We start from the raw sequence: 26,304 nt of genomic DNA on the forward strand, positions 1-26,304 counted from the left end.
CAGGTCTTTGGGAGAAGTATTAAAGGATACTACTAGTTCAAATGCTCACAAGTTAAATATTAATCGTTAACTTGGTCATACCGCCTCAATCTTTGGGCTACTAGCATTTAGTCGAGGTTCTTAACTTTTAGCGTTGTCCCATCATTCACTGCTTTAGGCCGTCGCTCGCAAGCGCCTGACTTGCAGTTTTGCAGGCAAAGCTTCCACAGGATGGGTTTTGCTTCTGGCTGTATATCTGCCAAGTCGTTAATGCAAATTGCTCCTTGAGCAAGCAGCTCTTGTAGCTTATCAACCGACAGACTTAATTGGATCCTTGGTGATTTTGAGGAGTGATGTTTCATAGTCATGTCCAAACACTTGTTGCGAATACTTATCATTAACTATCGTTTAGTTTGGAGCAAGTGTTTGTTTGGTATTTGTTCGGTGTGACTGTTTAAAGCCAAAAGGCTAGAGGGCGAATATGCCCTTAAGCCTAGTGGCAGAGCGCTTATTTTTGCTGTTGGAGCAGGGCCTTAATCTCGCTAAGTTCTTGTTGTAACTCACGCAGGCTTGGCTCGTTGGTGCCATCGGCTAGGCTTTTTTCTTCACGCACTTTGGCGTGTTCTTGCTCCATCACATTCACCACAATGCCAATCACCATGTTGAGAAAAGCAAAGGCCGACAGGAAGATAAAGCTAAGGAAGTAGATCCAGCTTAGGCTGTAAACCTGCATGGTTTCGTACATTACGTCGGTCCAATCTTCAAAGGTCATTACCCGGAACAAGGTAAGCATTGAAATGGCAATGTCGCCCCACAGTGTTGGGTTAATGGTTTCGAACAAGGTGCTGCCAATGGCGGCGTAAATGTAGAAGATGATGAACATCAGCAGCATTACGTAGCCTAGCTGTGGCAAGGCTTTGACCAGCGAAGTTAGTAAAATGCGCAGCTCTGGAATTATCGATACCATCCGCAGCACCCTAAATACTCGAATTAAGCGGCCAACAATGGCGAGCTCAGAGTTCTCGATAGGCACTAGGCTTACCAGCACAATTAAGCTGTCGAATAGATTCCAAAAGTTGTTGAAGAAGCGCTTTTTATTGGGCTCTGCAATAAAGCGAATGCTAATTTCTACCACAAAAAATAGCGTGATTAGGTAGTCGAGAATGATGGTGGCGGTAATCACTTTAGGTGGCAGCGCGTAGGTTTTAGCGCCAATTAGCAGTGCGGAGACTAAGATCACCGAAATAACAAACAACTCGAACAGCTTGTTGCGTTTTAGGCGTTCAAATTGGCTTTGTAGGTTTTGGCTTTTGTTGGTCAAATTTTGTTACTGCAGTGTTAAGAAATGCTGTAAGTGATTTTGCCGTAAGCGAGGCTACTAACTCAAGCTTTCCAGGTGAAGATTAGCCGATTAAGCGTTATTAATGGCTTTGTTGATAAACCGCTTGGCATTGATTATATGCCTCTAGCAAGTTATCAAACCGTAACATCTGTTCACAACAGCGCGGTTAGTTACTGACGTTTAATCAATTGAGCCGATAAAAAAGCCGCTTTAAATAAAGCGGCTTTTGGGGTTTAGCAGGTTAGGCTTAGTTTTCTAGGCTAGTTTCTGCTTCATGATCTTCTTTTTGCGCTAGAGCGGCTTGGGCCTTGGGCGCGTCTAAACTTAGCTCGCTGCTGCGATTAGCTAAGCGCTCGGGCGCTGACTCTGCTTTCATTTGCAGGTTAGAGCTATTGTACTCGTCTACTACTTTACGCTGTTCGTCGTTCATAGCTGCGGTACCTGCGCGGTTGCCGATGCTGTGCATCAGTTCGTGGTGCAGTTCGTCGGCGAGGTTCTCGTCTCCATGCATGGTCATAATATGGCGCGGGAACATTAGGTTAGTGCTACCAATGCCAGCAAAGGTTGAGCTAATTACTCGCGTTACAAACAAACGAGGCTGAATGGTAGAGGTGAACACGCTAGTTTCTAGGCTAGTGCTGTCGTTATAACCTTTACCAAAGGTGCGCGTATCTTCTTTAACCGTGCCTTTACACTTGAAGTAAACCAAGCTCGATTCAAACTGAATTTCACTCCAGAATGGGTGGCTTAGGTTGCTAAGCAAACGGCCAAAAATGGCACAAATTGTCGCAGCAACTAACAAGGTGAAAATGGTGAAGAAGCTCTCAATGGTAGTTTGTACAAACGCCGGTCCAGTTTCATCATTCAGTTGGTCAAACACAACACCGTCGAAGAAGCTGGTGTAAGTGGTAAGCGGCGTTAGTGAGTAAAACACTAGTAAGGTGGCTATTAGCAATAGCGCTTGAGCCAAACTGGTTGAGGCAATGCGCATTTTTTTGCTAACTGGCTCGTCGCTTTTCTCAACGGTTTTTGGTTGAGTTTCTTGAATCAGTTCACCATCAAATTCGCCATTGTTTGGGTTTTGGCGAGCACTCAAAGGTTTATAAATACGGTTTGGCACCTTTTTGTAACGGCGACGCTCCATCACTTGGTGGTTAAACTCGTTGAATATATCCATTGGGCGAGCACCTACTTCGCTGGTGCGAGGCAGTTTGTCGGTGATCTCGGTAGTTGGATTAGCTTGTTTTGCGCGCAAGGCGGTTAAGCCTAATACCAAACCACAGCTAATTACGGAGAACACAAAAATTAGCCCCAGCCAGGTAGAGTTGCTATAGCTGTTGTAGGCTAAATCTAGCATTTGGGTTGCCCACGTCATGCCTTCGTTTAACTCTACTTCTATCTCTAAACCACGTAATTGAGCGGCAATAACGGCTTGATAATGCTCTAACTCATAGGCAAAGATTTTACCCAAAATGACATTGATAATAACCGGTACACTCACACACACAGCGACCATTTTCACGAAGCCGAATGCACTAACAGTTTCGATGCCACGGCCTAAGCTGCGGTTAAGCGGTCGGCCAGCTCTAAACCATACTAATGCTACGTAGCAAAGTAAGGTAAAGGCAAAAAATGGCATAAGAATAGTGGCTTTATCGCCCGCTAAACCTACCGAAGTAACAAAGCTTAAAATGGCAAAAGCAAAAAGCGCCACCAAGGTTTGCACTAATGCCCCAACAATGCGCTGCGCCAAGTTTTGAATTGGGTAAGGCACAAAGGTGATTTTAGGGAAGAGGGTGTGCAGCATTCTCGCTACTAAACCCACTGGCTCTTTAAAGGTGTAGTTTTTGCTGCCTACCAGCATAGATTCAATTTGTTGCTGGTCGTAGGCTACATCGCGCTGCTCACGCTTAGCGCTGTCTTGCTCAGACGTTGCGTGGTTGTAAGACAGTGAAGTAGGCGCCGAGCGGCCTACGTAAAAGCGCATAACCTGCATTAAGCCACGCCCTAGTGTCCATAGGCCATTAGCCATTAACACAAAGCCGATGATGGCAAAGGTCCATCCGGTAATCGGGTGAGTTTGTACTGCACTCGCTACGTTTAATAGTGAGAGTAAACCTAGGAGGGCTGTAATGCCGCCACGAATGGCACGTAAGGTACCTTCAAAGCGGAAGGGATTGCGGATCCCTAAGTCGAGTGAGCCATGTTCAAAAGACATGTTAGTTCCTTAAACGATATCTTGGATTAAATAAGAGTTTGGTAGCCGTCGGCGTCGGTTTTTACATCGGCGTTTGAACTACCAGAAACAGGGGCAGGAGCTGCTGCTTGGATCGTATTAGCAAAGGCACTTGTTAACTCTTGTCTTAAGGTTTGGCCAAAGGCTAAGCGCATCTTGTTGCGTAAGCGACCAAGTGGAATACCAACAAACACCTTGCTGAGAATAAAGCCGACAATGGCTCCCATAAACGCCCAGCCATAACTTACATCGCTGTAACGCGTTGCATCAGTAAAGTTGGCAATTAAGTAAGGGGTGTCGAGCAATAAATAAGGCATTGATTGAAAGAATGACATTATCCCGTAGCGACTGATACCTGAACCCGCCCAGAACGCACACCAAGCAAATAGTAGTACCAAAAAGCCAGTAATTAGCGGGCTCCACTTTTCTAATTTTGCAGCAAAGCCTTGTAGCGGAATGATGCGCTTGGCCGCCGTAAGAAGGTTTGCTTGCGTGGTATAACCTAAGAAATCGTTGGAGTGAAGGAAGTAGCCAAAACGAAAGGTCTTCTTGGTTTTTTTATCTTCGCCCCACAGGGTTGAGATATGCTGAGTGGTTGGTGGAATATCAGGCTTAAAATCGACGCCCATTGTTTCCACTTTGCCGTTGTTATCCTCAAGATATATGTTGATTCCATCACTAAAGTGTTTAGAGCCACCATAGGTTTTTGTTATTGAAATAATATTGAAGTCATAGTCATTTTTACCCACTCGAATGGTGGTTGGATGAGATGTTTCCATTCTGTTCTCGCTACTGCAATTGGTCTAGTTAACTCAAGATGTGGACGGGAAACGCCCATCTATGCAGATTTTGCGCGAAGAACATTACACTAACAATGCGCTTGTACTAAAGATTATTATAATATTTAAAAATTTGTCATTCGATTGATTGTTATGACTTTTGTTTGATTATAGGGCTGTGTTATTGAGCAGTGCCTTAGTAGGTAAGTAGTGCAAAATCTTGCTACTAATCCGAGCTTAGACAAATCTGCTGACGCAACTGCTCGGCTGAGTGGGCAGCATTGGATTGACAAACAAACAAGCCTATTTGCTCATAGCCGCCCATCATCTGAGTTTTAGGTAAAAACTCAAGATACAAACCACAACCTGGCCCATTGTTAATGATCATGTTGTAAGCAGGCGGAATACCCATTTGTTCCATGAGGTGGAGAATAGCTTGTATGGCATGCTGCATCCCTTCCACCAATTGTTGCTGCTCGGGGCTATTAAGCTGATGCAAGTAGCGCTTGTCACTGTCTTTCACAATTAGCAGCATGTCTAAAGGCCGCTTCATAAAATACGGCACGATTAACTGTACTTCGCCATAGTCTTTTACCAGCAATTCGCTGGGGTTTTCTTCTAACATGTAGCGGCTAAAGGATTTGTTGTGGCGTTTTCTAAAGCGCAAGTTATTGAAAAAGTGCTGAGGCAGTATGTTGCTGTAGGCAATTTGCTGGTGGCCATGGACTAAAGAAGCACCGGCAGTTGCGCCAAAGTTTTTAATAATAGAGACGTAGCCACTTACCACTTCCTGGTTCACTTGAGTCTCTGAGCGCGACATAAAATCGGTGGGTTGGCACAACAGGTTTTTCTCTAAAGCTGCTAGGCGTTTAAAGCTAATTAATGCATCGCCAAACGGCAGGTTGTGCCAGTCTTTATCGTGTAGCGATGAGGTCCATTGCAATAGGTGAAAACCATAGGATGCGCGACCATTGTGATAGGGATCTTGATGTAAAAAGTAGTCGGCATTTTCTATGGGAATGTCTTCAATAGGGTGGAAAATCGGGTAGAGGTTTTTGTTGATAAAAGTAAAACCCTCGCTATGTTCGGCTATGTCGAGAATATCGGCGCTTTCTCCTTCACAAATTGGGCAGTGCTGGTCCTCTTTCACTGCTGTAGGTTGGGCTGTGGTATGCACCCGTTTAGCGCGCGCAGAATTGTAAATCACTAAGTTACCGTTGCGTGGGTCAATTTGGCAAACGCCGTCTGGAGCAAACTGTTTTAATTGCGGATCTTGGCTAATATTTTCTAGTAAGTGATGAAACTGTAGCTGGTCAAGATCTTCACTTAAGGCAAGTGATTTAGCGAGGGCAAGGGGTAGCTGTTTGCTCATTGGCGATCCTTGTTTGCTCAATTCAACATGTGTAAAGCTTGCACTGAATGTTGATTATAGGTGATGAACTTGTCATGCGCGTTTAATCGACCAGCATTTATAGAAAAGCGCTGCACTTTTGCTAGTGTCGTAAATTGGCTTTGGCAGTGCTAAAAACTAAAGACTTTCCTAGGCTTAGTTTGCTTGGTTTAAGTTATATAAGCACTGGCTTGCTTAAAGCCAAATGACTTGAAAGAAAACCATCACAAAATTTCAGTGTACAAGTGTACGCTGAAATAATAAGCTAGTCTGCGACTTGTTAAATTTAGGTAACAACATGCAGCCGGCAAAGTACTACAGCGCAAAAGAAGAATTACTCAATGTAATTTCTCACCTGATTGGTTTGGTCATCGCGGTGGTGGGTTTGGTGATGTTATTAACTAAAGCCGATGGCTTAACCGAAGTTGTTGCCGTGAGCATTTATGGCGGGTCTTTAGTGTTATTGTTCTTAGCTTCTTCGCTCTACCACGCAGTGAGCCATAGCGCTTGGAAGACCGGCTTAAAACTGTTTGACCATTCTGCCATTTACTTGTTGATAGCTGGGACTTACACACCAATATTGCTGGTGTCTTTTGACGGTTGGTTATCGCTGATTTCGATGATTGTTATTTGGACGCTAGCGGCCTTTGGTGTGGGCTTTAAATTGCTTACGGGCACCCGTTTCCCTAAGGTGTCGCTGAGTACTTATTTGGCGATGGGCTGGTTGTCGCTGGCCTTGGCTTACCCGATGTACCAGCATATTGCCGGTGAAGGTTTATGGTTTTTGGTCGCTGGTGGGGTGCTATTTAGCGTGGGTGCGCTGTTCTATGTGGCTAAGCACAAACCATACACCCATGCTATTTGGCATGTTTTTGTAGTGGCGGGCTGTGCCTGTCATTTTGCTACCGTTTATGGCTATGTTGTTTAAAGCCGCTCGCTTGGCTGCACTGGCCTAGCATTACTTGTTTAGTAGTAAGCTTCCCCGACCTTTTGTCTATATAACAGGTGTTGTTCCCCTTCGGGATCTTGGTAGACAAATTCATCTTCGTTAATAGAAATGATTTGGTCGCACCATTGGCTGCCAACTGGCAAAATCTCTGGGTGTGAGGTGCGGCTAATGGTGATGCAGATGGTTTACCCTAAATCACCAGAAATCTGATAGCGGCCATCAACCCTAAAATCAGCAATACTATCAGGGAACGTTCCCCAGCTTTTAACGGTGCCATCGGCATGGTAATGATCGTAGCCCCAAACAGATTCACCTTGATCTTGTGAGGTTCCCCATACGCCAAGCAGTGAATCTGGATCGATGGCCTCTTGGGCCTGTAACAAGCCACTGGCAAAAGCCAAAGGCAGCAGAAAAATAGAAAGTTTCATGATGGTGCCAAACAACGATAAGTTACTTACTCTTCTATCAGCTAACTATGCAGTGGTCAAACGCTTAGGCTATTTTACTGTTAGCCGCTTATAGCCACACCAGCTCTGGCAAAGCGCTTAAATCCAATTTATCGCCTTGTTTGGCGGCAAGCATTGCTGCTGGTTGGCTTAACGAGGCTTTAATTGCCGCCAGCAGATCTTGTTGTACTTGTTGCTCGCCATGCACCAGTACCAATGGAGGAGAGTGCTTGAATTGTTGATACCAATGAATTAATTCCGCTTGGTCGGCGTGGGCAGATAGCCCGCCAACGGTGTGTAATTTGGCAGCGACTTTTACCGGTTTGCCGCGAATGGTGAGGTAGTCTGCGCCATCTACTAGCATTCGCCCTGGGGTGCTAATGGCTTGGTAGCCACAAATGATGACATCACATTCAGGACGCCATAGGTTGTGTTCTAGGTGGCAGCGGATCCGCCCGCCATTACACATGCCACTACCAGCGATAATTATTAAGCCTTGGTTTATTTCGTTTAGCTCCATAGATTGTTCAGTGCTTTGAATAAACTCAACACCTGAGAGCAGTGGGTGTTCACCGGGGTGCTGTTGAGTAAAGCGCTTAAAATCGTCATCCATCACCGGGTAATTGTTGATATATACCTTGGTGGCTTCGATAGCCATGGGGCTGTCTAAACAAATTCTCCAGCGCGAAAGATCCCATTGCTTGGCGTAGAGGTGAAATAAGTAGAGCAGTTCTTGGGCGCGGCCTACCGAAAATGCCGGTAACAAAATGTTCCCTTGGCTGCCACTAATGGCAGCGGCAAATATTTGTTCTAGTTCGTCGATAGTTTGCTGCCAACTGCGGTGCAAGCGGTTGCCGTAGGTGCTTTCCATTAACACCAAGTCGGCTTCGTGGATTATTTCAGGGTCATCTAAAATGGGCATGCCTTCACGGCCTAAATCTCCACTAAAGACGATTTTCTTGCGGGTGCCTATTTCATTTATCCATAACTCAACGATGGCCGAACCCAGAATATGCCCGGCGTCGGAGAGCCGCAGGTTTAATTGCGGAAGTACTTGAACGCTTTCGCCATAATTTAAAGGTATAAACTGCTGCACGGTTTGTTCTACGTCTTGCTCATCAAACAAGGCTTGCAGCGGTTCAAGGCCTCTTTTTAGGCGCTTTTTGTTGAGTCGCTCAGTGTCGCGCTGCTGCAGCATGGCGGCATCTTTTAGCATAATGGCGCACAGTTCTGCCGAGGCCTTATGAGTATAAATAGGACCGGTAAAACCAGATTTCACCAGCTGCGGTATTCTGCCAGAGTGGTCGATATGGGCGTGACTAAGAATAACTGCGTCAATTTGTGAGGGATCAAAATTAAATGCGTGGTAGTTGCGCATTGCATCGGCTTTGCTGCCTTGAATCAGTCCGCAATCAAGTAGCACCTGTTTATCGTTTACCGTAAGCAAGTGACAAGAGCCGGTGACTTCTTCCGCTGCACCAAGAAACTGTAGGGTCATGGTCATGCTATCAGCCCCTTTTAAAACAATGCCTAAACAAAGTGTAGTTCAGCAGCTGATGTGAATTTGTGGCGTAGTTAACGGAGTGCTTAAAGCCTTTAAATAAATAGGATAAGTTTGAGTTGGAGTCGTTAAGTAGTGAAGGCAATAAAAAAGGCTGCCATGGCAGCCTTTGACGAGTTCAAGCTTAGAGTTAGGCTTTGAGTGTTGATAGCTGAGTATCAAGTGACTGGGCCACTTGCGATAGCTCGGCGCTAATGCTCTCGATATCGTGAGCCAAACTATTTTGCACGCCAGCTGCTTCGCCAATGCCGTTAATATTGCGATTGATGTCTTCGCTCACGTGGCTTTGTTGATGGGCAGCGGTGGCTACTTGGGCGGCGTTATCGTTAATTACTGAAATGCTTTCTACCACTTTATGCAATTGCTCATAGCTGGCTTCGGTATCTACCGCTGTGCTATTCACTTGCTCACGGCTGGTGGTAATTAAATCTACTGTGGCATTTACGTCACTTTGCAGCGCTTGAATCAATTGATTGATTTCTTCGGTAGAGCTTTGGGTTCTACCGGCTAGGTTTCGCACTTCGTCTGCTACTACTGCAAAGCCTCGACCTTGTTCACCGGCACGCGCTGCTTCAATCGCGGCGTTAAGTGCTAGTAAGTTGGTTTGCTCGGCAATACCACGAATGGTTTCTAGGATGCTGTTAATGTCTTGGCTACGGCCGGCCACTTTAGTGATTCGCTCACTAATGCCTTCCATATTGCCAGAAATATCACGAATCTGTTCTACAGAGCTTTGGAATTCTTGCTGGGTTTGGTTGAGCTGTTGCTCGGCTTGTTGAGCGCTATTAGCGGTGCCATTAGCAAGTTCTGCAACATCACTGGCAGTGGATGACATCTCGTTCACCGCGGCGGCTACGTTGTCGGTATCGCTGCGTTGTAAGCGGCTAGCTTCACCGGCCGATTCAGCATTTTTAGCTAAGGTTTTTGAACCATCGGTTAGCTGATTAGATTGCTGTTGCAGCTGATTGACCATTACCCGTAGTTTTTCGGTAAAGGCATTAAATTGGGTGGCCATTGCCACTAGCTCTTGATGCTTTTGCACATCCAGTTTCATGGTGAGGTCGCCGTCATTACCAGCTAGATAACCAATGCGGCGGGTAATTTGGCTTAAAGGCTCTAAGAAGCCTTGCACCAGTTGCGACACAATAAATAGTGCAACCACGGCAACCACTGCTGAGCTAAGGATCATTTTGCCTCTAGCATCGGCTGCGGTTTGAGCAAACAATGCTTGTAGCTCGCTTGCACTTAGTTGGCTGGCAGCGGCAGCTTGTTCGGCACTTAGCGATACACCGCCAAACAGCAGCATACTAACCAGTACGCATATAAATAATAGGGTGATGCTAATAAGTAGTTTTAATTTAAACGACAGCGTTGCCATTATTGTCCTCCATGAACCCGTCTGCCGCTACAATCTCATACTTTTGAATTTGGCGCTCAACTTTCCTCACATATTATTGAACAACAAGTAAATTTTTTACTTTCATCGCATTTTGCTAGGGACTAGTGGCCTTAAAAATTGGTACTCCGCTGCTGTCTAGGCTGCAGCGGAGTAAAACAGCAGTGCTTATCTTTAGGGTTGGCTTTGAAGATCTATTTGATAAAGGGCAAAGCCAACATCATCTAAAGAAAGCTTTTGCATTGGATAAATCGCCTTTTCGGCAATAAATGCAGCAGCTTTATCGCTGGGCGAAGTTTCAAAGAAAATGTTTAGCTTCGCTTTGGTTTTCGACTCTAGCGGGCTAAAGCGCCAGTTATTGTCGGCACTAGGGCTAATTTGTCCTTTCTCTTTACTCACTCGCTTAATGTAGTTGGCTAATACACTGCGATTTTCGTCGGGCGCTTGAATCACCACGTTGTCTTCGCCGGTGCCAGCAAAGCCACCACTGTAGGCGCGATAGTTATTGGTAGCGATTAAAAACTGCTGCTTGGGGTCGATAGCTTTGCCAGCGTATTGCAGCTGTTTAATCCGTTCAGAACTTAAATCTGCTGCTTTGCAGTCAGCGTCAAAACGGGCGGCCTGGCTTACGTCAATTTGGTAAGTAACGCCGTCAATCACATCAAAGTTATAGGTTCTAAATTGCTCCCAGTTGATTAGGGCTTGCGGCTTGGCTTGGTTTGGGTCGATGCGGTTGAACTGACCTGCCGAGCACTCGAGCCAGTCTTTCACTTCTGCACCGGTGACTTTTAGCACCACTAGCGTATTGGGGTATAAATACAAATCGGCGGCGTTTCTAAAGGTGAGTTCGCCTGCTTCCACTTCGGTATAGTTGCTCGGATCGTTTTTACGCCCACCGGCTTTAAAAGGTGCGGCAGCCGATAACACTGGCAATTCGGCTAAGTCGGGGTCACCTTGAATCAAGGTTTTTACGTAGTCGGCCTGCGCTAGGTTAACAATTTGAATGGTGGGGTCGTCTTGTACCAAGGCTAAAAAGCTGTACATCACATCACTGGATTTACCTAAGGGTTGATTGACAAAATCACGGGTGGCTTGGTGATCTTCCACTACAGCGGCTACCATGGCTGAATCAGCCTCGGCGAGAGATTTTTTATTGGCGTTGTCAAAGATAGGGCGGTTGGTGGACTGGCTGTTATTCACCGTCCAGCCGTTTTCGGTATGTGAAAGTTCTAAGTCGATAATGCCTACATGGCTGCCCCAACGCCCTGGCATTACCGCAGCTACCCCATTAATGGTGCCGCTTTGGTTATTTATGCCAGGCAAGTTATCAAAGCCTTTACCAGGGAATACTGTATGCGCATGACCAAAGGCGATGGCATCAATACCAGCGACTTCTGATAGATAGTAAACTGAGTTCTCGGCCATTACCTTGTAAGGGTCGGTCGAGAGGCCTGAGTGGGGAATGGCAACAATAATATCGGCACCTTCTGCCTTCATTTTTGGCACCCAAAGCTCAGCACTTTGTTTGATGTCTTGTGCGCTTACCTTGCCTTCTAAGTTGGCTTTATCCCAAATCATAATTTGTGGGGGAACAAAGCCAATGTAGCCAATCTTAAGGTTTTGGCTTTGGCCTGCGGTATCTTTAAAGCTGTAGTTTTTGATTAGATAGGGGCTAAAGTAGTTTTGTTGGTTGTCGCTACGAATTACGTTGGCATTGATGTAAGGGAAAGTGGCGCCAGCTATGGCTTTGTCTAAAAAGTCTAAGCCATAATTAAACTCGTGATTGCCAATGTTGCCAACATCGTAATCGAGGCTATTCATCGCCTGATAAACCGGGTGAACCTGTTGCCCCGACAAACCTCGGTCAGCAATATAGTCGCCCATTGGGCTGCCTTGAATAAGGTCACCGTTATCGACTAAGACACTATTCTCTACTTCAGCTTGGGCTTGTTTTACCAGAGTGGCGGTACGCACTAAACCTATTTTGGCTGAGGGTTTATCCTTGTAATAGTCAAAGTCCATGATGTTGGCGTGAATATCGGTGGTTTCGATGATTCTGAGCTTTATTGTAGAGTCGTGAGCGTGGCTATAGGCCGCTAAACATAAGCTGGTGCAAAGTAGTATTTTTAAACTTTTCATGGTGGCTCCGCACGGAAACAGTAAGCAATAAAGTAAACCATAGCAGAGCGGTGCAAGGCGGCACTCTCAATAGCAAAATAAACACGTTTTTCAATAATAAACGATGGTCTTAGCTATGATAAAATAGCTAAAAAATTCGGAGACGCTATGCCCTATCAGTGGATTTTACTTGGCCTTGCTAGTCTTATAGCTATTGGCATCTTATTACATCACCCTTCGCGCACCTTAGGTATTCCTTCGTTGCTTATTTTTATGGGGGTGGGTTTATCCATTGGTAATGGCGAGTTTAATTTTGTTTACGATAATCTGGCGGTTACCTCGCTGGTGGGCTCTTTTGCCTTAAACATCATTGTATTTGTGGGCGGTATTAATACGCCTTTGCAAAGTATTAAGGTGGCCTACAAAGAAGGTGGGATTTTGTCTTCGCTGGGGGTGGTGTTCACCTCGTTTATTTTTGCCGCTATTTTTTACCTGATATTTGATTACGACTTTGTTTATTGCTTGCTGTTTGCTGCTGTAGTGTCGTCTACCGATGCCGCTGCGGTATTCTCCATTTTAGAATCAAAAAAGCTCAAACTAAAAGAAAGTACCGATACGGTGTTGGAGTTTGAATCGGCTACAAATGACCCTGTAGCGCTAATTATGGTGGTGATTCTTACGGCTTTATCTTTGTCACCAGACAGCGGCGTATCGGCTTTGGAGATTAGCCAAACCTTGGCGATTCAAGTTGTTGGCGGATTAGCGATTGGCTTTATTGTGGGCAAAGTATGTGTACTGGCGCTTAGTAAGATTAGCCTGCAAGAATACGGCTTAATTCCTGTGTTTGTATTGGCTTGTTTTATCTTGGCCACTTATGGCAGTGAGTTAGCGGGCGGCAACGTGCTAATAGCCTGTTATGTGGGCGGCGTGGTAATTGGCAATGGCTTGAAGCGCGGTAAAGAAGTGAATAAACACTTTTTTAATAGCCTGTCGTGGTTAGCTCAAGCGGTGATGTTTATTATACTAGGGCTGCAAATCTTCCCGCAGCAATTGCTAGATGTACTATGGGTTGCCTTAGTACCAAGCGCTATTTTGATGCTGGTGGCTAGGCCTCTGGCAGTGCAGCTGTGTTATCTGCCATTTCGCCAAGCCACTTGGAAGAAGCGTTTGTTCATTTCATCGATTGGCTTAAAAGGGGCTACTCCCATTGTATTTGCCTTAATTCCTGCGGCGGCTGGCGTAGAAGGCGCGTTAGAGATGATGCACATGGTGTTTTTTGTGGTGCTTTACTCAGTGTTTATTCAAGGTGCTGCTATCGAACCTTTGGCGAAAAAACTTAAGCTTAATCAAGATGAAGCTTAGCTAGGCTGAGCTTAAAATTGGCTAGATTTAAGGCTTGGCCTGATGACAATGCTCGATAATCAGCGCTCGCAGCCAACTGTGTGCCGGGTCGTTTTCTAAGTGTTGTGGCCAAGCCAATAAGTAGCTAAACGGCGCCATGTAAATGGGTAAAGGCAGCAACTCTAGTTGGTGAGTCTTTACCACTTGCTGGGCAAAACTACGCGTGCAGGTAAACACCAAGTCGCTAGATTGGCAAAGTAAGGCCGCAGCAAAAAAATCTGCAGTAAGGGTGCTGTTTTCAATATGCAGCCCTTGCTCTGCAAGTACCGAGTGCAATAACCAACGGTCGCCCACTTCACATTCACAATTTAAGTGAGCTTGCTGCATGTAGCAGTCTAAACCCCATTGCTGGCTTAATACTGGGTGGTCTTTTCTAACTAAACAAACATGGTCATCTCTAAGTAGCTCAAAGCTATGAATTTGAGGCGGCACTTGCTTAACTTGATAATGACTAGGCGCGCGCTCGTCGTTATCGCGAGCGACGATAGCTAAATCAAATTCGCCTTTTTGCAAGCCTTCCATGCTGCCGGGTTCTAGCCTGTGAGTATCTAATTTTAAGCCGGGTGCTTGTTGCATGAGTTTGCCAAAAAAGCGCGGCAACAGGGTGGCAAAACAGGTTTCATTAAGGCAACAACGAAAGCTACGTTGGCTAAGCGCTGGCTCAAAGCCTTCTGCTTCTATCATCTCGTTGGCACTTTGTAGCCACTGACGCAATTTAGGTTCTAAGTTGCGCACTCTTGGGGTTGGACTCAAGCCATTGGCATGGCGAATAAATAAAGGGTCATTAAGTTGTTGGCGCAATTTGGCTAATTGCTTGCTCACCGCCGATTGGGTGAGGAATAGTTTTTCTGCAGCTTTAGATACACTGCGTTCTTCAAGCAAGGTGAGTAAAACTCGCAGTAGATTAAGATCGTATTGCTGAGACATGATATTCCTATGAGGACTATGTGCGAATCTAAACTATCATTATGATTCATAAAGTGCAGGGCTTACAATGCCGCTCTCATTTTTGGAGCGTGTTATGTCGAAGCCTTTACCGCTATTTATGTTAATGGTGCTGTTCTCACCCTTAGCCATTGATATTTTCTTACCCGCTATTCCGCAAATGGCCGGTGCTTTTGAGGTGCCAGTTGCTTGGATTGCTCAGGCAATTCCGGTGTTTCTGTTTTCTTTTGGTATTGGCCAATTGTTGGTGGGCCCACTGGCCGACCGCTATGGCCGCAGACCCGTCGCTTTGGTAGGAGCGCTGTTATATTTGGCAAGCTCAGCCTTGGCAGCAATAGCCAGTACCTACGAGCTGTTAATGTTGGCCCGTTTAGCCCAAGGCCTGGCAGCGAGTTGCTTGTCGGTGGCGGCATTTGCTGGAGTGCGTGATGTGTTTGGCGCCGAGCGCTCAAAAAACATATTTAGCTACTTAAACGGGGTGATTTGCATCGTACCCGCTTTAGCACCTTTGTTAGGCGGCATGCTTACTCATTGGTGGTCATGGGCGGCAAACTTTTGGTTTATGGTGGCTTTTGCTCTGGTGGTGTTTTTGGCACTGTTGCTTGGTTTAAAAGAAACCAAACCCCAAACTAACGTTTTTACTGGGCGCTTATATTCCTTTAGCCGTTACTACTCGGTCATTACAGTGGCTAGCTTTCGTTTTTATTCGCTGTTAGTAATGCTGGGTATGGCGATGATTATTGGCTATGTTTCGCAATCTCCTAGCCGTTTAATGGTGGATATGCAGCTATCTAGCGCTGACTACGCTCTGTGGTTTGGCTGCAACGCTGCGATTAACATAGTGGCAGCGTTTTTGGCCCCTCAGGTGATTAAGCGAATAGGGCAAGGTGCAGGTTTATGGCTTGGCGCAAGTTTGATGGCAGGCGCGGCTATTGCTTTAGTGCTTGGCCAGCAAGTTTTGCATCCGCTAGCATTTATGGCTCCGGTGTTTGTTTCTAGCATTGGTTTTTGCTTGCTAATTGCGGTTGGCACCGGCAGTGCCTTAGCGCCATTTGGCGATAAAGCGGGCACCGCTTCTGCCTTATTGGGTTTTGTTCAAATGACCGGCTCGGCCAGTTTAGTTGGGATACTAGGTGTAAGTGGTTTAGCTAATATAGAGCAACTCGCACTGTTAATGGCCTTGCCGTTTGCTGCCATGACCGTGGCCATTTGCAAAGGTGGTTTAAAGCTCGAGACTAATAATTAGCTACTTGAATTAGCTGTAGTATTTGCAAAAAAGCGCCTAGTTGGCGCTTTTTTGCTTTTATTTCTGCTTAAACGGATTTTTTGGCTATGCGGGCGGGCTAAATCTGGCCGGTGGTTTATAGTTTTAAGTAAGTAAAGTTAAAGCCGCGCTGGTAGTCATTACGTGAAGATCTTACTGCTTGTTCTGTTTGTTTGCCCTTTAGCTTGGGGAAAGGCCTCGGTAGTGTTTATAAACCCAGGCAAAGCTGAGGAAAGTTTTTGGCAAGACGTAGATTTATTTGCTAACGCTGCCGCTAAGCGTTTAGCCCTTGATTACCGAACTTTTCATGGCGAGCGCAATCACTATTCGATGATTAAGCACATTGAGTGGATGATCAACAATCAGCAACTGCCCGACTACCTAATGTTAGTGAATGAGAAACAAGCCTTACCTCGCATGCTTAGTCTACTAGAGGGGCATGATGTTTATGTATTGGTTTTACTTAACGATGTAAGCCCCACCGAACAACAGTTGCGCCAAAATAATCCTCATTGGCAGCAATACCTGTTGTCGTGCATTGTGCCGAATAATCTTTGGGCGGGTTATCACACTGCTCAAAGCATGTATTTAAATGCCGAGGAAACAAGCGGAGAAGCAGTAGTTATCTCGGGAGACAAGGTAACTCCAGCTTCGGTAGAGCGGGCTGCTGGAGCCGTGGATTTTTTCCAGCATCAAGCGGGTATCGAGCTTAAACAAGTTATTTATGGTCAATGGGATGAACAACGCAGCTATCAACAAACCAAGGTATTGCTAAAGCGTTATCCTGATTTGAAATATCTTTGGACAGCCAATGATCACATGGCTTTTGGCAGCATTAAGGCGATAAAAGAACAAGGCAAACAGCCAGGTAAGGATGTGATTGTTGGCACAGTGAACACCTCACAACAAGCCTTATGGTTGCGCGAGCAAGGTGAAATTAGCGCTCTGGCTGGTGGCCACTTTACTGCTGCAGGTTGGGGCTTGAGTTTGATTCATCGACACCTTCAAGGGCAAACAATACCCAGTAAAGTCAATGCGCCTTTGTTTTTGATGTTGCAACCTGAAACAGAAGCCTTTGAGAAAGTGAAAAATAAACAATGGGACCAAGTGAGGTTTGAAAATATGTTGCTTGAAGGCGGTGATCCTCTTAGTTTTCAAATTGCCCAGTAGCTTATGCCGATGAAAGGAGCATTTAAACTGCGCACCCCCATAGCTAAACGTTTAGTCATACTCATTGTTAGTGCTAGTACGGTGTTCGCCCTGTTATCGGTTGCGGTGCAACTGGCGTTTAACTTTTCTGGTGCGGTGAAAAATGCCGAGCAGTGGGTTGATGAATATAACCAGGCTAACCTAAGCGCCATAGAGCGAGCAGTATGGGAAATTGACTACCAATTGTTAGATGATTTATTACAAGGTTTTGTGCAGCAGCAGTATGTGTCTTCGGTGAATTTTTCTACCGATGAAGGTATGGCGCTTAGCATTGGAGAGGTAGACCTTAGCCAAAAGTTTTATGTTTACACCTTGAATCATCAAGGCACAGCGCTGGGTAAACTTACCGTTGGCTTAGATTTATCGCTAATTAAGCAAGATATTAAAGCGCAAGCCTTGGTGATATTGCTAACCAATGGCTTAAAAACCTTTTTAATGAGCCTGATTATTTTGTTGTTGGTAGGGCGCATTGTCACCGGTGATTTACGCCGCTTAGCAGAGGCGGCAGACCAGATATTTACCGAAGAGCAGCAGGTCGTTCAGCTGCCCAGCAAACTACTTAAACGCAATGATGAAATAGGCTTAGTGGCCAGTTCTATGCAGCAGTTGCAGCAGCGTTTGCGACGTGGCTTAGATGCGCGTTTAGAAGCAGAACAGCAACTGCACCAGCATCGCCAAGTGCTGGAAGAAACCGTTGAGCAGCGCACCGCAGTGCTTAACTGGCAAACCGAAGCCAATCAGCTGTTATCAGAAATTTCCTTGTCTTTTCTTAACCAAAGCTCCAGTAACTCAAAAGCCTTATTGCAGCGCGCCACTTCAGCTATTGGTAGTCTATTTCCGGTAGAGAGAGTAGTGGTGCTCGAATTTGAACGCCAGCAAGCCATATATCGAGACGTATGGAGTATTCCTGGTCACCTGGCACCGATTGAACCGGTGGATTTGAGCCAACTTAATGAGCTAAAGCGGCGCTTGGTGAGCGTAGCGCCTATTGTGGTCAGTGATGTAAACAAGCTTAAACGGCATGCTCCCGCGGAGTATCAGTTGCTTACCCAATATGGCATTAAGTCTTTTGTGGGGATCCCTTTAAGTGATGGCAATAAGGCCTTTGGTTTACTTAACTGTGTAAGCTTAAGTTATTGCGCGATTTGGGACGACTATCAAGTGATATTGCTTAGCCAATTTGCCGCTGCCATTAGTGGCTTGCTGATCAATGAAAAAAACGACCAAGCGATGAATCGCCTGCAAAACGAACTACTGCAGGTGAACGAGCGTTTACAAGTATTAGCCGAAACCGATGAGTTAACCGGTTTAGTTAATCGTCGCCCTTTTAAACGAGAGTTGAACCGAGCGGTGACCAGTGCGCGACGCCATAAAGCTCAGTTGGCAGTGCTGATGGCCGACATTGATTATTTCAAAGCTTATAACGACCACTATGGGCACGTACAAGGCGATGAAGCCTTGAAGCTAGTGGCTAAAGCGCTGACCGAAGTGGTAAAGCGAAGTGAAGATTGTGTGGCGCGGGTAGGCGGTGAAGAGTTTGCTATTTTGGTGTCTGACGCAAATAAATTGGAGTTACCCAAAATGGCAGAGCAAGTGGTTAAAGAAGTAGCCAAACTGCAAATTGAACATGCTGACTCACAAGTAAGTTCGGTGCTTACTATTAGCATCGGCGGTATTTTGGTTGAACCTGATGATGTTATTGAACCCACCAAGCTCTTAGAGCTTGCCGATACATGCCTGTACAAGGCTAAACACCAGGGGCGTAATCGAGCGGTTTTGGATATTGATGTTTGAATTTGTTTCAGTTCAAAAGTCAGACCTTTGATATGCCTACTTAGTTATTAGCCTTAAGCAGTGGATTGGCCAAGTCGTTAGGCTTTGTTGTATTAAGCGGTGTGGCACTTTGCCATTTTGCCCCGCAGCGCTGCTAGCGGTATTCGCTGGTGAGCTCACAGAATAGCCAGATAATTTGCGCCAGCGACATTGTTAATTTTTCATTTGTCAGTAATTCGGTAATTATGTTTTATAATATAAACATGGCTAACAAGGATTGAGGACTTGAACATGAGCCATACCAAAATGCTTAAACTGGCGATGAGCGCTTATATTGCCTGTGCATTATTGGCATTTTTAGCCACTGCCTTTAGTGGTGGATTTTCCGATGCCCACATTATCCAGCGAGTTTGGATCTTTCCTTTACGTTTTGAATTTGCCCTAGTGCTACTTTTTCTTAGTTTGTTAGCCAGTTATTCACTGTTACATGACAGCTTGCATGGCCGCTTGTTGCTTACCGGTATTGCGGTAGTGCATATTCTAAATATGATTTTTGCTACTAGTTTGGTGGAGTCATCTATTGCTGCTTTGTTTAGTGCAGCAAGTATGATGAGCTTAGGTTTGTTGGTATATGTTGCATGGACCAATCCGCAAAGTAGAAAAGTGAAGCGTTTGCAGCGCTATCAAGTGCAGCGACGTCGCGCCAAAGAAGAACAAGATAAAATTGATTATGCCTATCTAACTGCGCTACCGCCCAGTGCTGAGCAACACCCAGAACAAGTAGGCGAAGAGCGCCATTACTGAATCTTCAAACAGGGCTAAAGGCTTAGCCTTGTTGTTCCAACTGCTGACAATAACTCCACAGATAAAGGCTACCGATGGCTAAACCGGGCAGTATAGCTTCCAGCAAATCTGGGGTTTGCTGCCAAGTATGTAGCAACACCGGAATGGCTAACATTACTAGCCAAGATACCGACATCGCCGACCAGCGCACTTTCTGAGTATAGCCCCAGTAAGCCAACATCGATTTGGCAATAAAACTAATTAACCAAGTAGAAACAAAGGCATAGCTGCCTTGCACTAAGCCTGCCTTTAATGCCACTTGGTTGCCGTGTTCACTATTTACAAAGGCAGCCCAAGCGCCATAAACCAAGGCGGCTAGCAGGGCTATTTGCCAAGGACTAAGCTGATTAACTAGCTTGCGGTAGTTGTTAATCATTAAGTACTGCTGGCCAGTTTTTATCTGCGCTTACGATGAAGTTATCGCGATCGTCTGTCCATTTTTGTTGCACGCTGGCGTTGTAGTTTAGGTATAACTTGCCATCTAATACGGTGAATTGCTCCGGTTCAATACTGGCCGTTTTCCCTTTGGCTACGGCATAGGCGCAATAGCCACCATATTGCGGCGCGTATTTTTCTGGCTCAGCTTTAAACATGGCTAGATTCTCGGCAGAGCTGAATCGCCAGGTGGCACCTTGCCATTCATATTCAAAGCTTTCTTTTCCTTCAACGGGTTTGTTTTCAGTAAAGTAGGCCACGCTGTCATAACCTTTAATCGCTAGGTTGTTAAACCAAGAGGTGTAAATAGGATCGGCAGCAAAGCTGTATCCAGATACAAACAGTAAGGCGAGTAAAAGCTTTTTCATAATGTTACCTCGTTGATTAAATCAGATTGAATGATGGAGAGTTGGCGCTGCTGTTTATCTAACAAGCTGGCATTAAGCGTTTTTGGGTGTTGGCTTAGTTGTTGTCGCCAAGCTTGCAAGCTAGCTTCGGGGTAGTAATCAAACTCGCTGTGTTGCGAGCTTAAACGTACTTGGCAAATGCTTTTGCTATGCGCTTCGTCTCTGTCCATAAGTACCGAGTGGCTGCGGTTTTCTTGGCATTGTTGTAGGTGAATATCGCTAAGTACCCGCTCGGCAGAGCTAGGCTGCTGCTCTAGCCACTGTTGAAAGCGTAGCTTTCGGCTAGCTAATACTTGCTGGGTATTTAAGGCCGAAGAACTAAGCTGAATCGCCTTGTCATTCAGCTGTTGTTGGCTTAAGTGTTTGCCGCTCCAGCTAAAATGCTGACAATGCTTAGCCGATACCAACAACAAGTCAAAGGGGTTGAAGTGCTGATAACTTTGCTCTGCTAAGTGTTGCTTTACCGCTTGATAACTGCCTAAAGCCAAGGCTTGAGGAATGATTTTTCCGCGGCTTGGCGCGCCGCTATGTTGCGGATCTTGGTAACGATTTAGCAGAGCTAATACCAAGCCATGATTGTTAAATCCAAACCATGTACCACCGGCTTGACCATCTACTGGATAAACCAATTGGGTGCCGCCGCCATAGGTTTGTTGTTTGATGCCCGCTTCATGGCGGTGACGCGCTTCGTCGCGGTTCATGGTTACCACGGTTTGCTGGCCAAGCTTAAGCACACTAACAGTACACATTTAGTTGCCTTGCTGGCGCAGATAGCTGGCAGTACTAGGGGCAATGCCCATGTTATTGTCTACCGACAAGCCGAGCTCTTTTGCCACTAACTTTGCATAGGCAACGTGGTGTACGGTATGGTTAATTAAGTAGCACAACTCGCGACTTAAGCTGCTATCAAACTGCATGCTTTGTTGCTGTTTCAAGGATATTTCAGACTCCACCTTTATCGGGCGCTCATTAATGCTCGATTGAGGGTGAAGGAACCAGTGACACAGCTGACTAATCAGTTGTAAGGCTAGGCTTGGGTTGTTCTCAATATCGCTATCACGATGGCGTGAGTTGTAATCAATACTGCCTTTATCCAAGCCATGTTGTAATGCGAGGAAATGATCAAGTATATGTCGCACGTGGCGACCAATGCCTGACTCACTGTGAACCGAAGGCTGGTTATAGAGTGCTCCATCACTCGCTTCTACTAATTGTTGCACTTGCTGAAGTGCTTCTACGGTAGCGTCACGCAGCTGCTTCATTGTTTCTCCATTTATTCAAAAAGCGTTCACTACCAGTTTGACCGAGGTAACGACGTAAATATTTCTCAGGGGTTTTTCTTAAATCAACAATAATGAGTCCGTCTAGCGATTGGTTGAAGCTGTTGTTCACCGAAAAACAAACAAATCGACCGTTTAACGCTAAGTAATGACGTAGCAAAATGGGAATGGATTTCCCTGGCTCACATTGGCCCACTAGCTTATTGAGAATGGCAATGTTGCTGAGTGAGGCCAATACTTTACTCGACCATACTTTGCCTTTCACTTTTAAAGGCACCATGGGCTTAACATCGTTTAAGTAGCGTTGCTCGGCACGAAAAGCCGAAATCATTGAATCGGAGATAAAGGCTTGAGCCAATTCTGAATGTTCTTGAGAGATGCTCACACAGCCAAATAAGGTGTGGTATTGCGGGTTTTTAGCCACGTAATGGCCGATGCCTTGCCACAGTAAATCCAGTGCTCGAGGGTGGCGCTGATACTTGGGCACCACAAAGGAGCGGCCCATTTCTAAGCAGTCGCCCATGCGTTTTAAATAGTTTTGGTCAAAGTCGTAAAGGGAGCGGCTATAAAGGGCGTTAATGCCATGTTGTTCAACAATCTCGTTAGCATGACCCAGGCGGTAACCACCCACTAAGCAATGAGCGTCGTTGTCCCAAACAAATAAGTGCAAATAGTGAGGATCAAATTGGTCGCTGTCTAAGTGCTTACCGGTGCCTTCCCCTGCTGCTCTAAAGGTGACTTCGCGGGCCAAAGCAATCTCGTCCATAATTGGGCCCAAACGTTGATAGGGCGCGCAATACACACTAAAGCTACGATGACTAACCAGGATACAGTCTTCTAAGGTATCCAGTTGTTCGCGTAATTCTTGACGGCCATTGGGTAAGCACTCAACCAAGTGAAGAGGCGGGTGTTTGGGCGCTGGCGTATTTTTCTTGTTGTTGGGTAGGCTCAACAGATCGGTGGCAACCCGCAAATAATCGGTTACGGCCTGCTCATCACTAAGATCTTGATAATCTTTGGGCGCTATAATTTGGCCAATTTGCATGGTAAATTCGCGGCCACGCTTGTTGATAAGCTCTCTGGGTAACAAGGCGGTGCGGAGGCGACGATGCAATAAACCAGCAAGGTAAAACAGCTTTGAATTACGGCCGCTAACAAAACAAGGCAACACGTGAGCCTTATAGCGTTTGGCTAAACGGCCTACTAAGTTATTCCACTGGCGATCTTCTATTTGGCCGGTTTCGGTATTAATTGCCGACACCATACCTGCCGGGTAAATCATTAAAGCACCGCCTTTAGACAGGTGCTGACAAGACATGCGAATACCGCGGGCATTTTTCTTGGCGGCTTGCTCCGAGAGCACGTCTACGCCAATAAAGAGATCTTTGAACTCTTCAATATTGGCTAACAGTTCATTAGTGAGCACTTTTAAGTCTGGGCGCACTTGCAGCAATAATTCACTCATGGCTACGCCTTCTAAGCCACCCAAAGGGTGGTTAGCTACAATAAGTAGTGGCCCTTCTTGCGGCACGTGTTTAAGCGCCTCAGGGTTGTTGGCGAGTAGCGAAAAATCTAAACAGCGCATGGTATGGCGTAAAAACTTTTGCGCTGTTTGGCTGTCGTCTACAAAGTTGGGGGCAGCGTCGTAGTGCATGGCCAAACTGCTTAAACCTAACAACTTTTCTACCACTCTGGCTAACCACTGTGGGCGCATACTCAGCCTAAATGGATTGTTTTTTTCCTGCATGGATTACTCCTTAATCCGTTTCTGGATAACAAGCGGTGAGTTCTCGCTCGTGTTTCCAGCGTACTAGCAGCTCTTTAAATTTAGGTGGGCGATAACCACGTTTTCGATTGGCGGCACCTAGTTCAAATAAGGTTTTGTATTGAAACAGCAATGAGCGCATCGCTTCGCGAAAGGGTGTTTTGCGATCCCAAATGTGCAGGGACTCTGAACTGGCGCTATTTATTTCGACTATTTCTAGTTTGATGCCTTGTTGTAAGTGGGTGATGTCGGCGAACTTAATGTCCATTCGACCGTAGTAGAACTCTGGTAAGTCAGCCATCATTTGGTTAATGGCTTGGTTTAATTCTGGAGTAATTAGGTCATTGGCATCACGGAAGATAGCGCCGCGACAATGGCTGGCCGAGAACACCAATTTATAAGGTTGGCCTTCATCGATAATACTATCTAGCTTGTCGTGATGACGGCTTAAATAAAGGTGTTGCAGCTCGCTAGCGCGAGGGTCTGCTTGAATTAATTGTTTTAAGCTAGAGCGCCCGTCGCCCACAACATAAGGCGTATATTTAAGCGCTAAAGAGATAATCTCGCCTTCGGCTTGCTCGGGGTGGCGAACAAAAAACACGCCGGCTTCGGCTTCATAGCTGGCCAACTTTTGAATCAACATCGCCGCGTTTAGTGGGTAGCTATCTAGGCAGTCTTGCAACTCTTGGCGATTGTGCAGCAGTTTTACTCCAGCACCTCTACAGCCAATATCGGGTTTACCTACCACTGGAAAGGTTAAGCCACGTTGCTCCATTTGCTGTAGCAAATCTTCAACTTGGCGAGCTATTGGAGCACCAGTGCGGTTAACCTTCATCCAAGCCAACACCGCTTCGTCGCACACTCCTGTTGCTTGAGCGAGCAGCTCGCTTTTGCCTACACCAACCATGCCAGCTAAAGGTAGCTTGGGGTTTGCCAGCAGCGGTAAAGTAAACGAGCGATGGCGAATGCCCAAGGCTATCCATTGTAATACCACTGGAATATAGACTGCCCAAGTAGGCCAAAATTCAAAGAAAGAAGTGGTTTTTCCGTTCATATCCAAGGCCGGCATACCGGGAGATACGTAAGGTGCAGAGGGTTTGGTATTTGTTTGTTCAGTCACAGTGACGGCACTTCCTTTTGCTTTTTATCTGTACTAACAGACCTGCGTATTGCGATAAATAATTCAATCTCCGTTAGATTTAGTCTAGTTCAGCAAATTGATTAACCCAATACGGTGTTATAAAGCTTCAGTCTAAGCGAGAATAGTTACCAATAAATGTAAGACTTTCGGATGGTTGCGCTGAATGATTATTGAAGATCTACACTTGCTGGCTGGCCAGCATCAGTTAGCGATAAAACGCTGGGAGTTAAAAGCGGGTGAGCACTGGGCGATTTTTGGCCATAGCGGCAGTGGTAAATCCTTGTTAGGTGCTTGGCTGGCTGGAGATTTAACTGCTGAGCGGGCCACGATAAGCCAACAACCAGCGCGAATTGCGTTAGTTTCTTTAGAGCAGCAACAGGCCTTGCTTGAACTGGAATTGGCCGATGATGACAGTGAATTTACCGAGCAAATTGATAGCGGCCATACGGTACTTGAGTTGCTTGAAGCAAGCTGTTCCGAACCAAGTTTAATTGAACAAGTGAGCCAGCAGTGTGATTTAAGGGAGTTACTTACGCGCGGTTTTCGCTTGTTATCAACTGGCGAAACACGTCGCTTGATGTTGGCTTTAGCACTGGTTAAACAGCCACAGTTATTGATTTTAGACGAGCCCTTTGCCGGTTTAGATCTTTCTCATCAACAGCAATTATTAAGCCTGCTTGAGCACTTGTCTAAAACTTGTCAGCTAATGATTATTAGCTCCCGAGATGATGAACTGCCTGTGTCGATTAGCCACGTTGCGGTGTTAGATGAACAGGGGCTAAGTCAGCAATTGACCATTGATCAATGGCTGCAACATCCCGAGCGCCAGCAAATGGAGCAGCAAGCTCAGCAGCAATCTCAGGCGATAGTGCAGGCCTTGCGTGAGTTTCAGCAAGTAGAGCCGGTTTCACCCTTATTTGCGATTACTCAAGGTTCGGTAAGTTACGCCGGCGAAACCTTGTTTGAGGGACTAGATTGGCAAATACAGCCTGGTGAGCATTGGCAGGTTAGAGGCCCCAATGGTTGCGGTAAAAGCACCTTGCTTAATTTGATTTTTGGCGACCATCCGCAGTGCTACAGTAATCACATCGAAGTGATGGGTTATAAGCGCGGCAGCGGTGAAAGCATTTGGCAAGTTAAGCAGCATATCGGCATGGTGTCGGCGGGGCTGCATTTACAATATCGGGTAAACTGCAGTGCGCTTGAAGTGGTATTGTCAGGCTTATATGACTCCATTGGCATTTATCAACAACCCAGTGAATTAGAGCTCGAACAAGCCCGCTTGTGGCTAAAATTGTTTGGCTTGGCTGAATTAGAAAAACACAATTTTAAAAGTTTGTCTTATGGGCAGCAGCGTTTATTGATTATAGCTCGGGCGCTAGTGAAAGGGCCTCGGTTGTTGTTACTGGATGAACCCTGCCAAGGCTTGGACTTTTTGCAGCGCAATACGGTATTAAAAGCCTTGGAGCTGGTGGCCAAACACAAGCTTAGTCAGTTAGTGTATGTGACTCATCATCTCGACGATGCCTTGCCCAGCATTAAGCACTTTATTGATTTTGTCGATGGCGCAGTGAAAATCACTCAGCATTTAGCATTTAGCATTTAGCATTGAGCATTGAGCATTGAGCATTGCGCGTTAAGGTAA

23 protein-coding genes are annotated in these 26,304 nt (G+C 45.9%); 7 read left to right on the forward strand and 16 right to left on the reverse strand.

The features are described 5' to 3' along the window. Positions 1-107: 107 nt before the first annotated feature. From G6R11_RS12245 to G6R11_RS12265, 5 genes are all read right to left on the reverse strand, one after another. Entirely contained in the window at positions 108-341 is a 234-nt protein-coding gene (locus G6R11_RS12245) for a hypothetical protein (RefSeq protein WP_163133368.1), read from the reverse strand. A 146-nt stretch (positions 342-487) separates the two neighbouring features. After that, a complete protein-coding gene (locus tag G6R11_RS12250) occupies positions 488-1,300 on the reverse strand; it encodes an ion transporter (RefSeq protein ID WP_163133369.1) in 813 nt (270 codons plus the stop codon). A gap of 268 nt (positions 1,301-1,568) precedes the next feature. Beyond that, complete coding sequence (locus G6R11_RS12255; RefSeq protein WP_163133370.1) at positions 1,569-3,539, reverse strand: hypothetical protein; 1,971 nt, start codon at positions 3,537-3,539, stop codon at positions 1,569-1,571. Positions 3,540-3,565: 26 nt separating this feature from the next. Further along, positions 3,566-4,336, reverse strand: a complete 771-nt coding sequence (locus G6R11_RS12260) for a hypothetical protein (RefSeq protein ID WP_163133371.1) — start codon at positions 4,334-4,336, stop codon at positions 3,566-3,568. A gap of 226 nt (positions 4,337-4,562) precedes the next feature. After that, complete coding sequence (locus tag G6R11_RS12265) at positions 4,563-5,708, reverse strand: hypothetical protein (RefSeq protein WP_163133372.1); 1,146 nt, start codon at positions 5,706-5,708, stop codon at positions 4,563-4,565. Between the two features lie 316 nt (positions 5,709-6,024). Between G6R11_RS12265 and G6R11_RS12270 the strand changes: the two genes are divergently transcribed. Beyond that, positions 6,025-6,654 (forward strand): hemolysin III family protein, encoded by a 630-nt coding sequence (locus G6R11_RS12270; RefSeq protein ID WP_163133373.1) that lies wholly within the window; start codon positions 6,025-6,027, stop codon positions 6,652-6,654. Between the two features lie 206 nt (positions 6,655-6,860). Here the strand turns inward: G6R11_RS12270 and G6R11_RS12275 are convergent, their stop codons facing one another. From G6R11_RS12275 to G6R11_RS12290, 4 genes are all read right to left on the reverse strand, one after another. Then, positions 6,861-7,103 (reverse strand): hypothetical protein, encoded by a 243-nt coding sequence (locus G6R11_RS12275; RefSeq protein WP_163133374.1) that lies wholly within the window; start codon positions 7,101-7,103, stop codon positions 6,861-6,863. Between the two features lie 88 nt (positions 7,104-7,191). Continuing rightward, a complete protein-coding gene (locus tag G6R11_RS12280) occupies positions 7,192-8,625 on the reverse strand; it encodes an MBL fold metallo-hydrolase RNA specificity domain-containing protein (RefSeq protein WP_163133375.1) in 1,434 nt (477 codons plus the stop codon). 187 nt (positions 8,626-8,812) lie between these two features. Next, the gene (locus G6R11_RS12285) at positions 8,813-10,060 is read right to left on the reverse strand and encodes a methyl-accepting chemotaxis protein (RefSeq protein WP_163133376.1); all 1,248 of its coding nucleotides are present in this window, start codon (positions 10,058-10,060) and stop codon (positions 8,813-8,815) included. Between the two features lie 192 nt (positions 10,061-10,252). Next, entirely contained in the window at positions 10,253-12,217 is a 1,965-nt protein-coding gene (locus tag G6R11_RS12290) for a bifunctional 2',3'-cyclic-nucleotide 2'-phosphodiesterase/3'-nucleotidase (protein WP_163133377.1), read from the reverse strand. 147 nt (positions 12,218-12,364) lie between these two features. On the opposite strand from G6R11_RS12290, the gene G6R11_RS12295 reads away from it, so the two are divergent. Then, positions 12,365-13,558, forward strand: a complete 1,194-nt coding sequence (locus G6R11_RS12295) for a potassium/proton antiporter (RefSeq protein WP_163133378.1) — start codon at positions 12,365-12,367, stop codon at positions 13,556-13,558. Positions 13,559-13,585: 27 nt separating this feature from the next. On the opposite strand, the gene G6R11_RS12300 is transcribed toward G6R11_RS12295, so the two are convergent. After that, entirely contained in the window at positions 13,586-14,524 is a 939-nt protein-coding gene (locus G6R11_RS12300) for a LysR family transcriptional regulator (protein WP_163133379.1), read from the reverse strand. A 94-nt stretch (positions 14,525-14,618) separates the two neighbouring features. Here G6R11_RS12300 and G6R11_RS12305 point away from each other — a divergent pair, with 94 nt between their 5' ends. The 4 genes from G6R11_RS12305 (at position 14,619) to G6R11_RS12320 (ending at position 19,592) form a co-directional block, all read left to right on the forward strand. Next, positions 14,619-15,788 (forward strand): multidrug effflux MFS transporter, encoded by a 1,170-nt coding sequence (locus G6R11_RS12305; RefSeq protein WP_240352461.1) that lies wholly within the window; start codon positions 14,619-14,621, stop codon positions 15,786-15,788. A 162-nt stretch (positions 15,789-15,950) separates the two neighbouring features. After that, entirely contained in the window at positions 15,951-16,976 is a 1,026-nt protein-coding gene (locus G6R11_RS12310; protein ID WP_240352462.1) for an ABC transporter substrate-binding protein, read from the forward strand. A gap of 9 nt (positions 16,977-16,985) precedes the next feature. Further along, positions 16,986-18,809: a diguanylate cyclase domain-containing protein gene (locus tag G6R11_RS12315; protein ID WP_163133381.1), complete on the forward strand. Its 1,824-nt coding sequence runs from the start codon at positions 16,986-16,988 to the stop codon at positions 18,807-18,809. 270 nt (positions 18,810-19,079) lie between these two features. Further along, entirely contained in the window at positions 19,080-19,592 is a 513-nt protein-coding gene (locus G6R11_RS12320; protein WP_163133382.1) for a hypothetical protein, read from the forward strand. 22 nt (positions 19,593-19,614) lie between these two features. Here the strand turns inward: G6R11_RS12320 and G6R11_RS12325 are convergent, their stop codons facing one another. From G6R11_RS12325 to G6R11_RS12350, 6 genes are read right to left on the reverse strand one after another with little or no spacing between them, the layout of a single operon-like run. Beyond that, a complete protein-coding gene (locus G6R11_RS12325) occupies positions 19,615-20,007 on the reverse strand; it encodes a hypothetical protein (protein ID WP_163133383.1) in 393 nt (130 codons plus the stop codon). Next, entirely contained in the window at positions 20,000-20,434 is a 435-nt protein-coding gene (locus G6R11_RS12330) for a YHS domain-containing (seleno)protein (RefSeq protein ID WP_163133384.1), read from the reverse strand. The genes G6R11_RS12325 and G6R11_RS12330 overlap by 8 nt, the downstream gene beginning before the upstream one ends. Continuing rightward, positions 20,431-21,222: an NRDE family protein gene (locus G6R11_RS12335; RefSeq protein ID WP_163133385.1), complete on the reverse strand. Its 792-nt coding sequence runs from the start codon at positions 21,220-21,222 to the stop codon at positions 20,431-20,433. The genes G6R11_RS12330 and G6R11_RS12335 overlap by 4 nt, the downstream gene beginning before the upstream one ends. Further along, entirely contained in the window at positions 21,223-21,735 is a 513-nt protein-coding gene (locus G6R11_RS12340; RefSeq protein WP_163133386.1) for a DinB family protein, read from the reverse strand. Beyond that, positions 21,719-23,500: a lysophospholipid acyltransferase family protein gene (locus G6R11_RS12345; RefSeq protein WP_163133387.1), complete on the reverse strand. Its 1,782-nt coding sequence runs from the start codon at positions 23,498-23,500 to the stop codon at positions 21,719-21,721. Before G6R11_RS12345 ends, G6R11_RS12340 begins: the two co-directional genes overlap by 17 nt. Before the next feature lie 10 nt (positions 23,501-23,510). After that, the gene (locus G6R11_RS12350) at positions 23,511-24,638 is read right to left on the reverse strand and encodes a D-alanine--D-alanine ligase (RefSeq protein WP_163133388.1); all 1,128 of its coding nucleotides are present in this window, start codon (positions 24,636-24,638) and stop codon (positions 23,511-23,513) included. A gap of 184 nt (positions 24,639-24,822) precedes the next feature. Between G6R11_RS12350 and G6R11_RS12355 the strand changes: the two genes are divergently transcribed. Then, a complete protein-coding gene (locus G6R11_RS12355; protein ID WP_163133389.1) occupies positions 24,823-26,265 on the forward strand; it encodes an ATP-binding cassette domain-containing protein in 1,443 nt (480 codons plus the stop codon). Positions 26,266-26,304: the final 39 nt, after the last annotated feature.

Origin of the sequence: Agarivorans sp. Alg241-V36, from assembly GCF_900537085.1 — a bacterium.
GTDB lineage: Bacteria > Pseudomonadota > Gammaproteobacteria > Enterobacterales > Celerinatantimonadaceae > Agarivorans.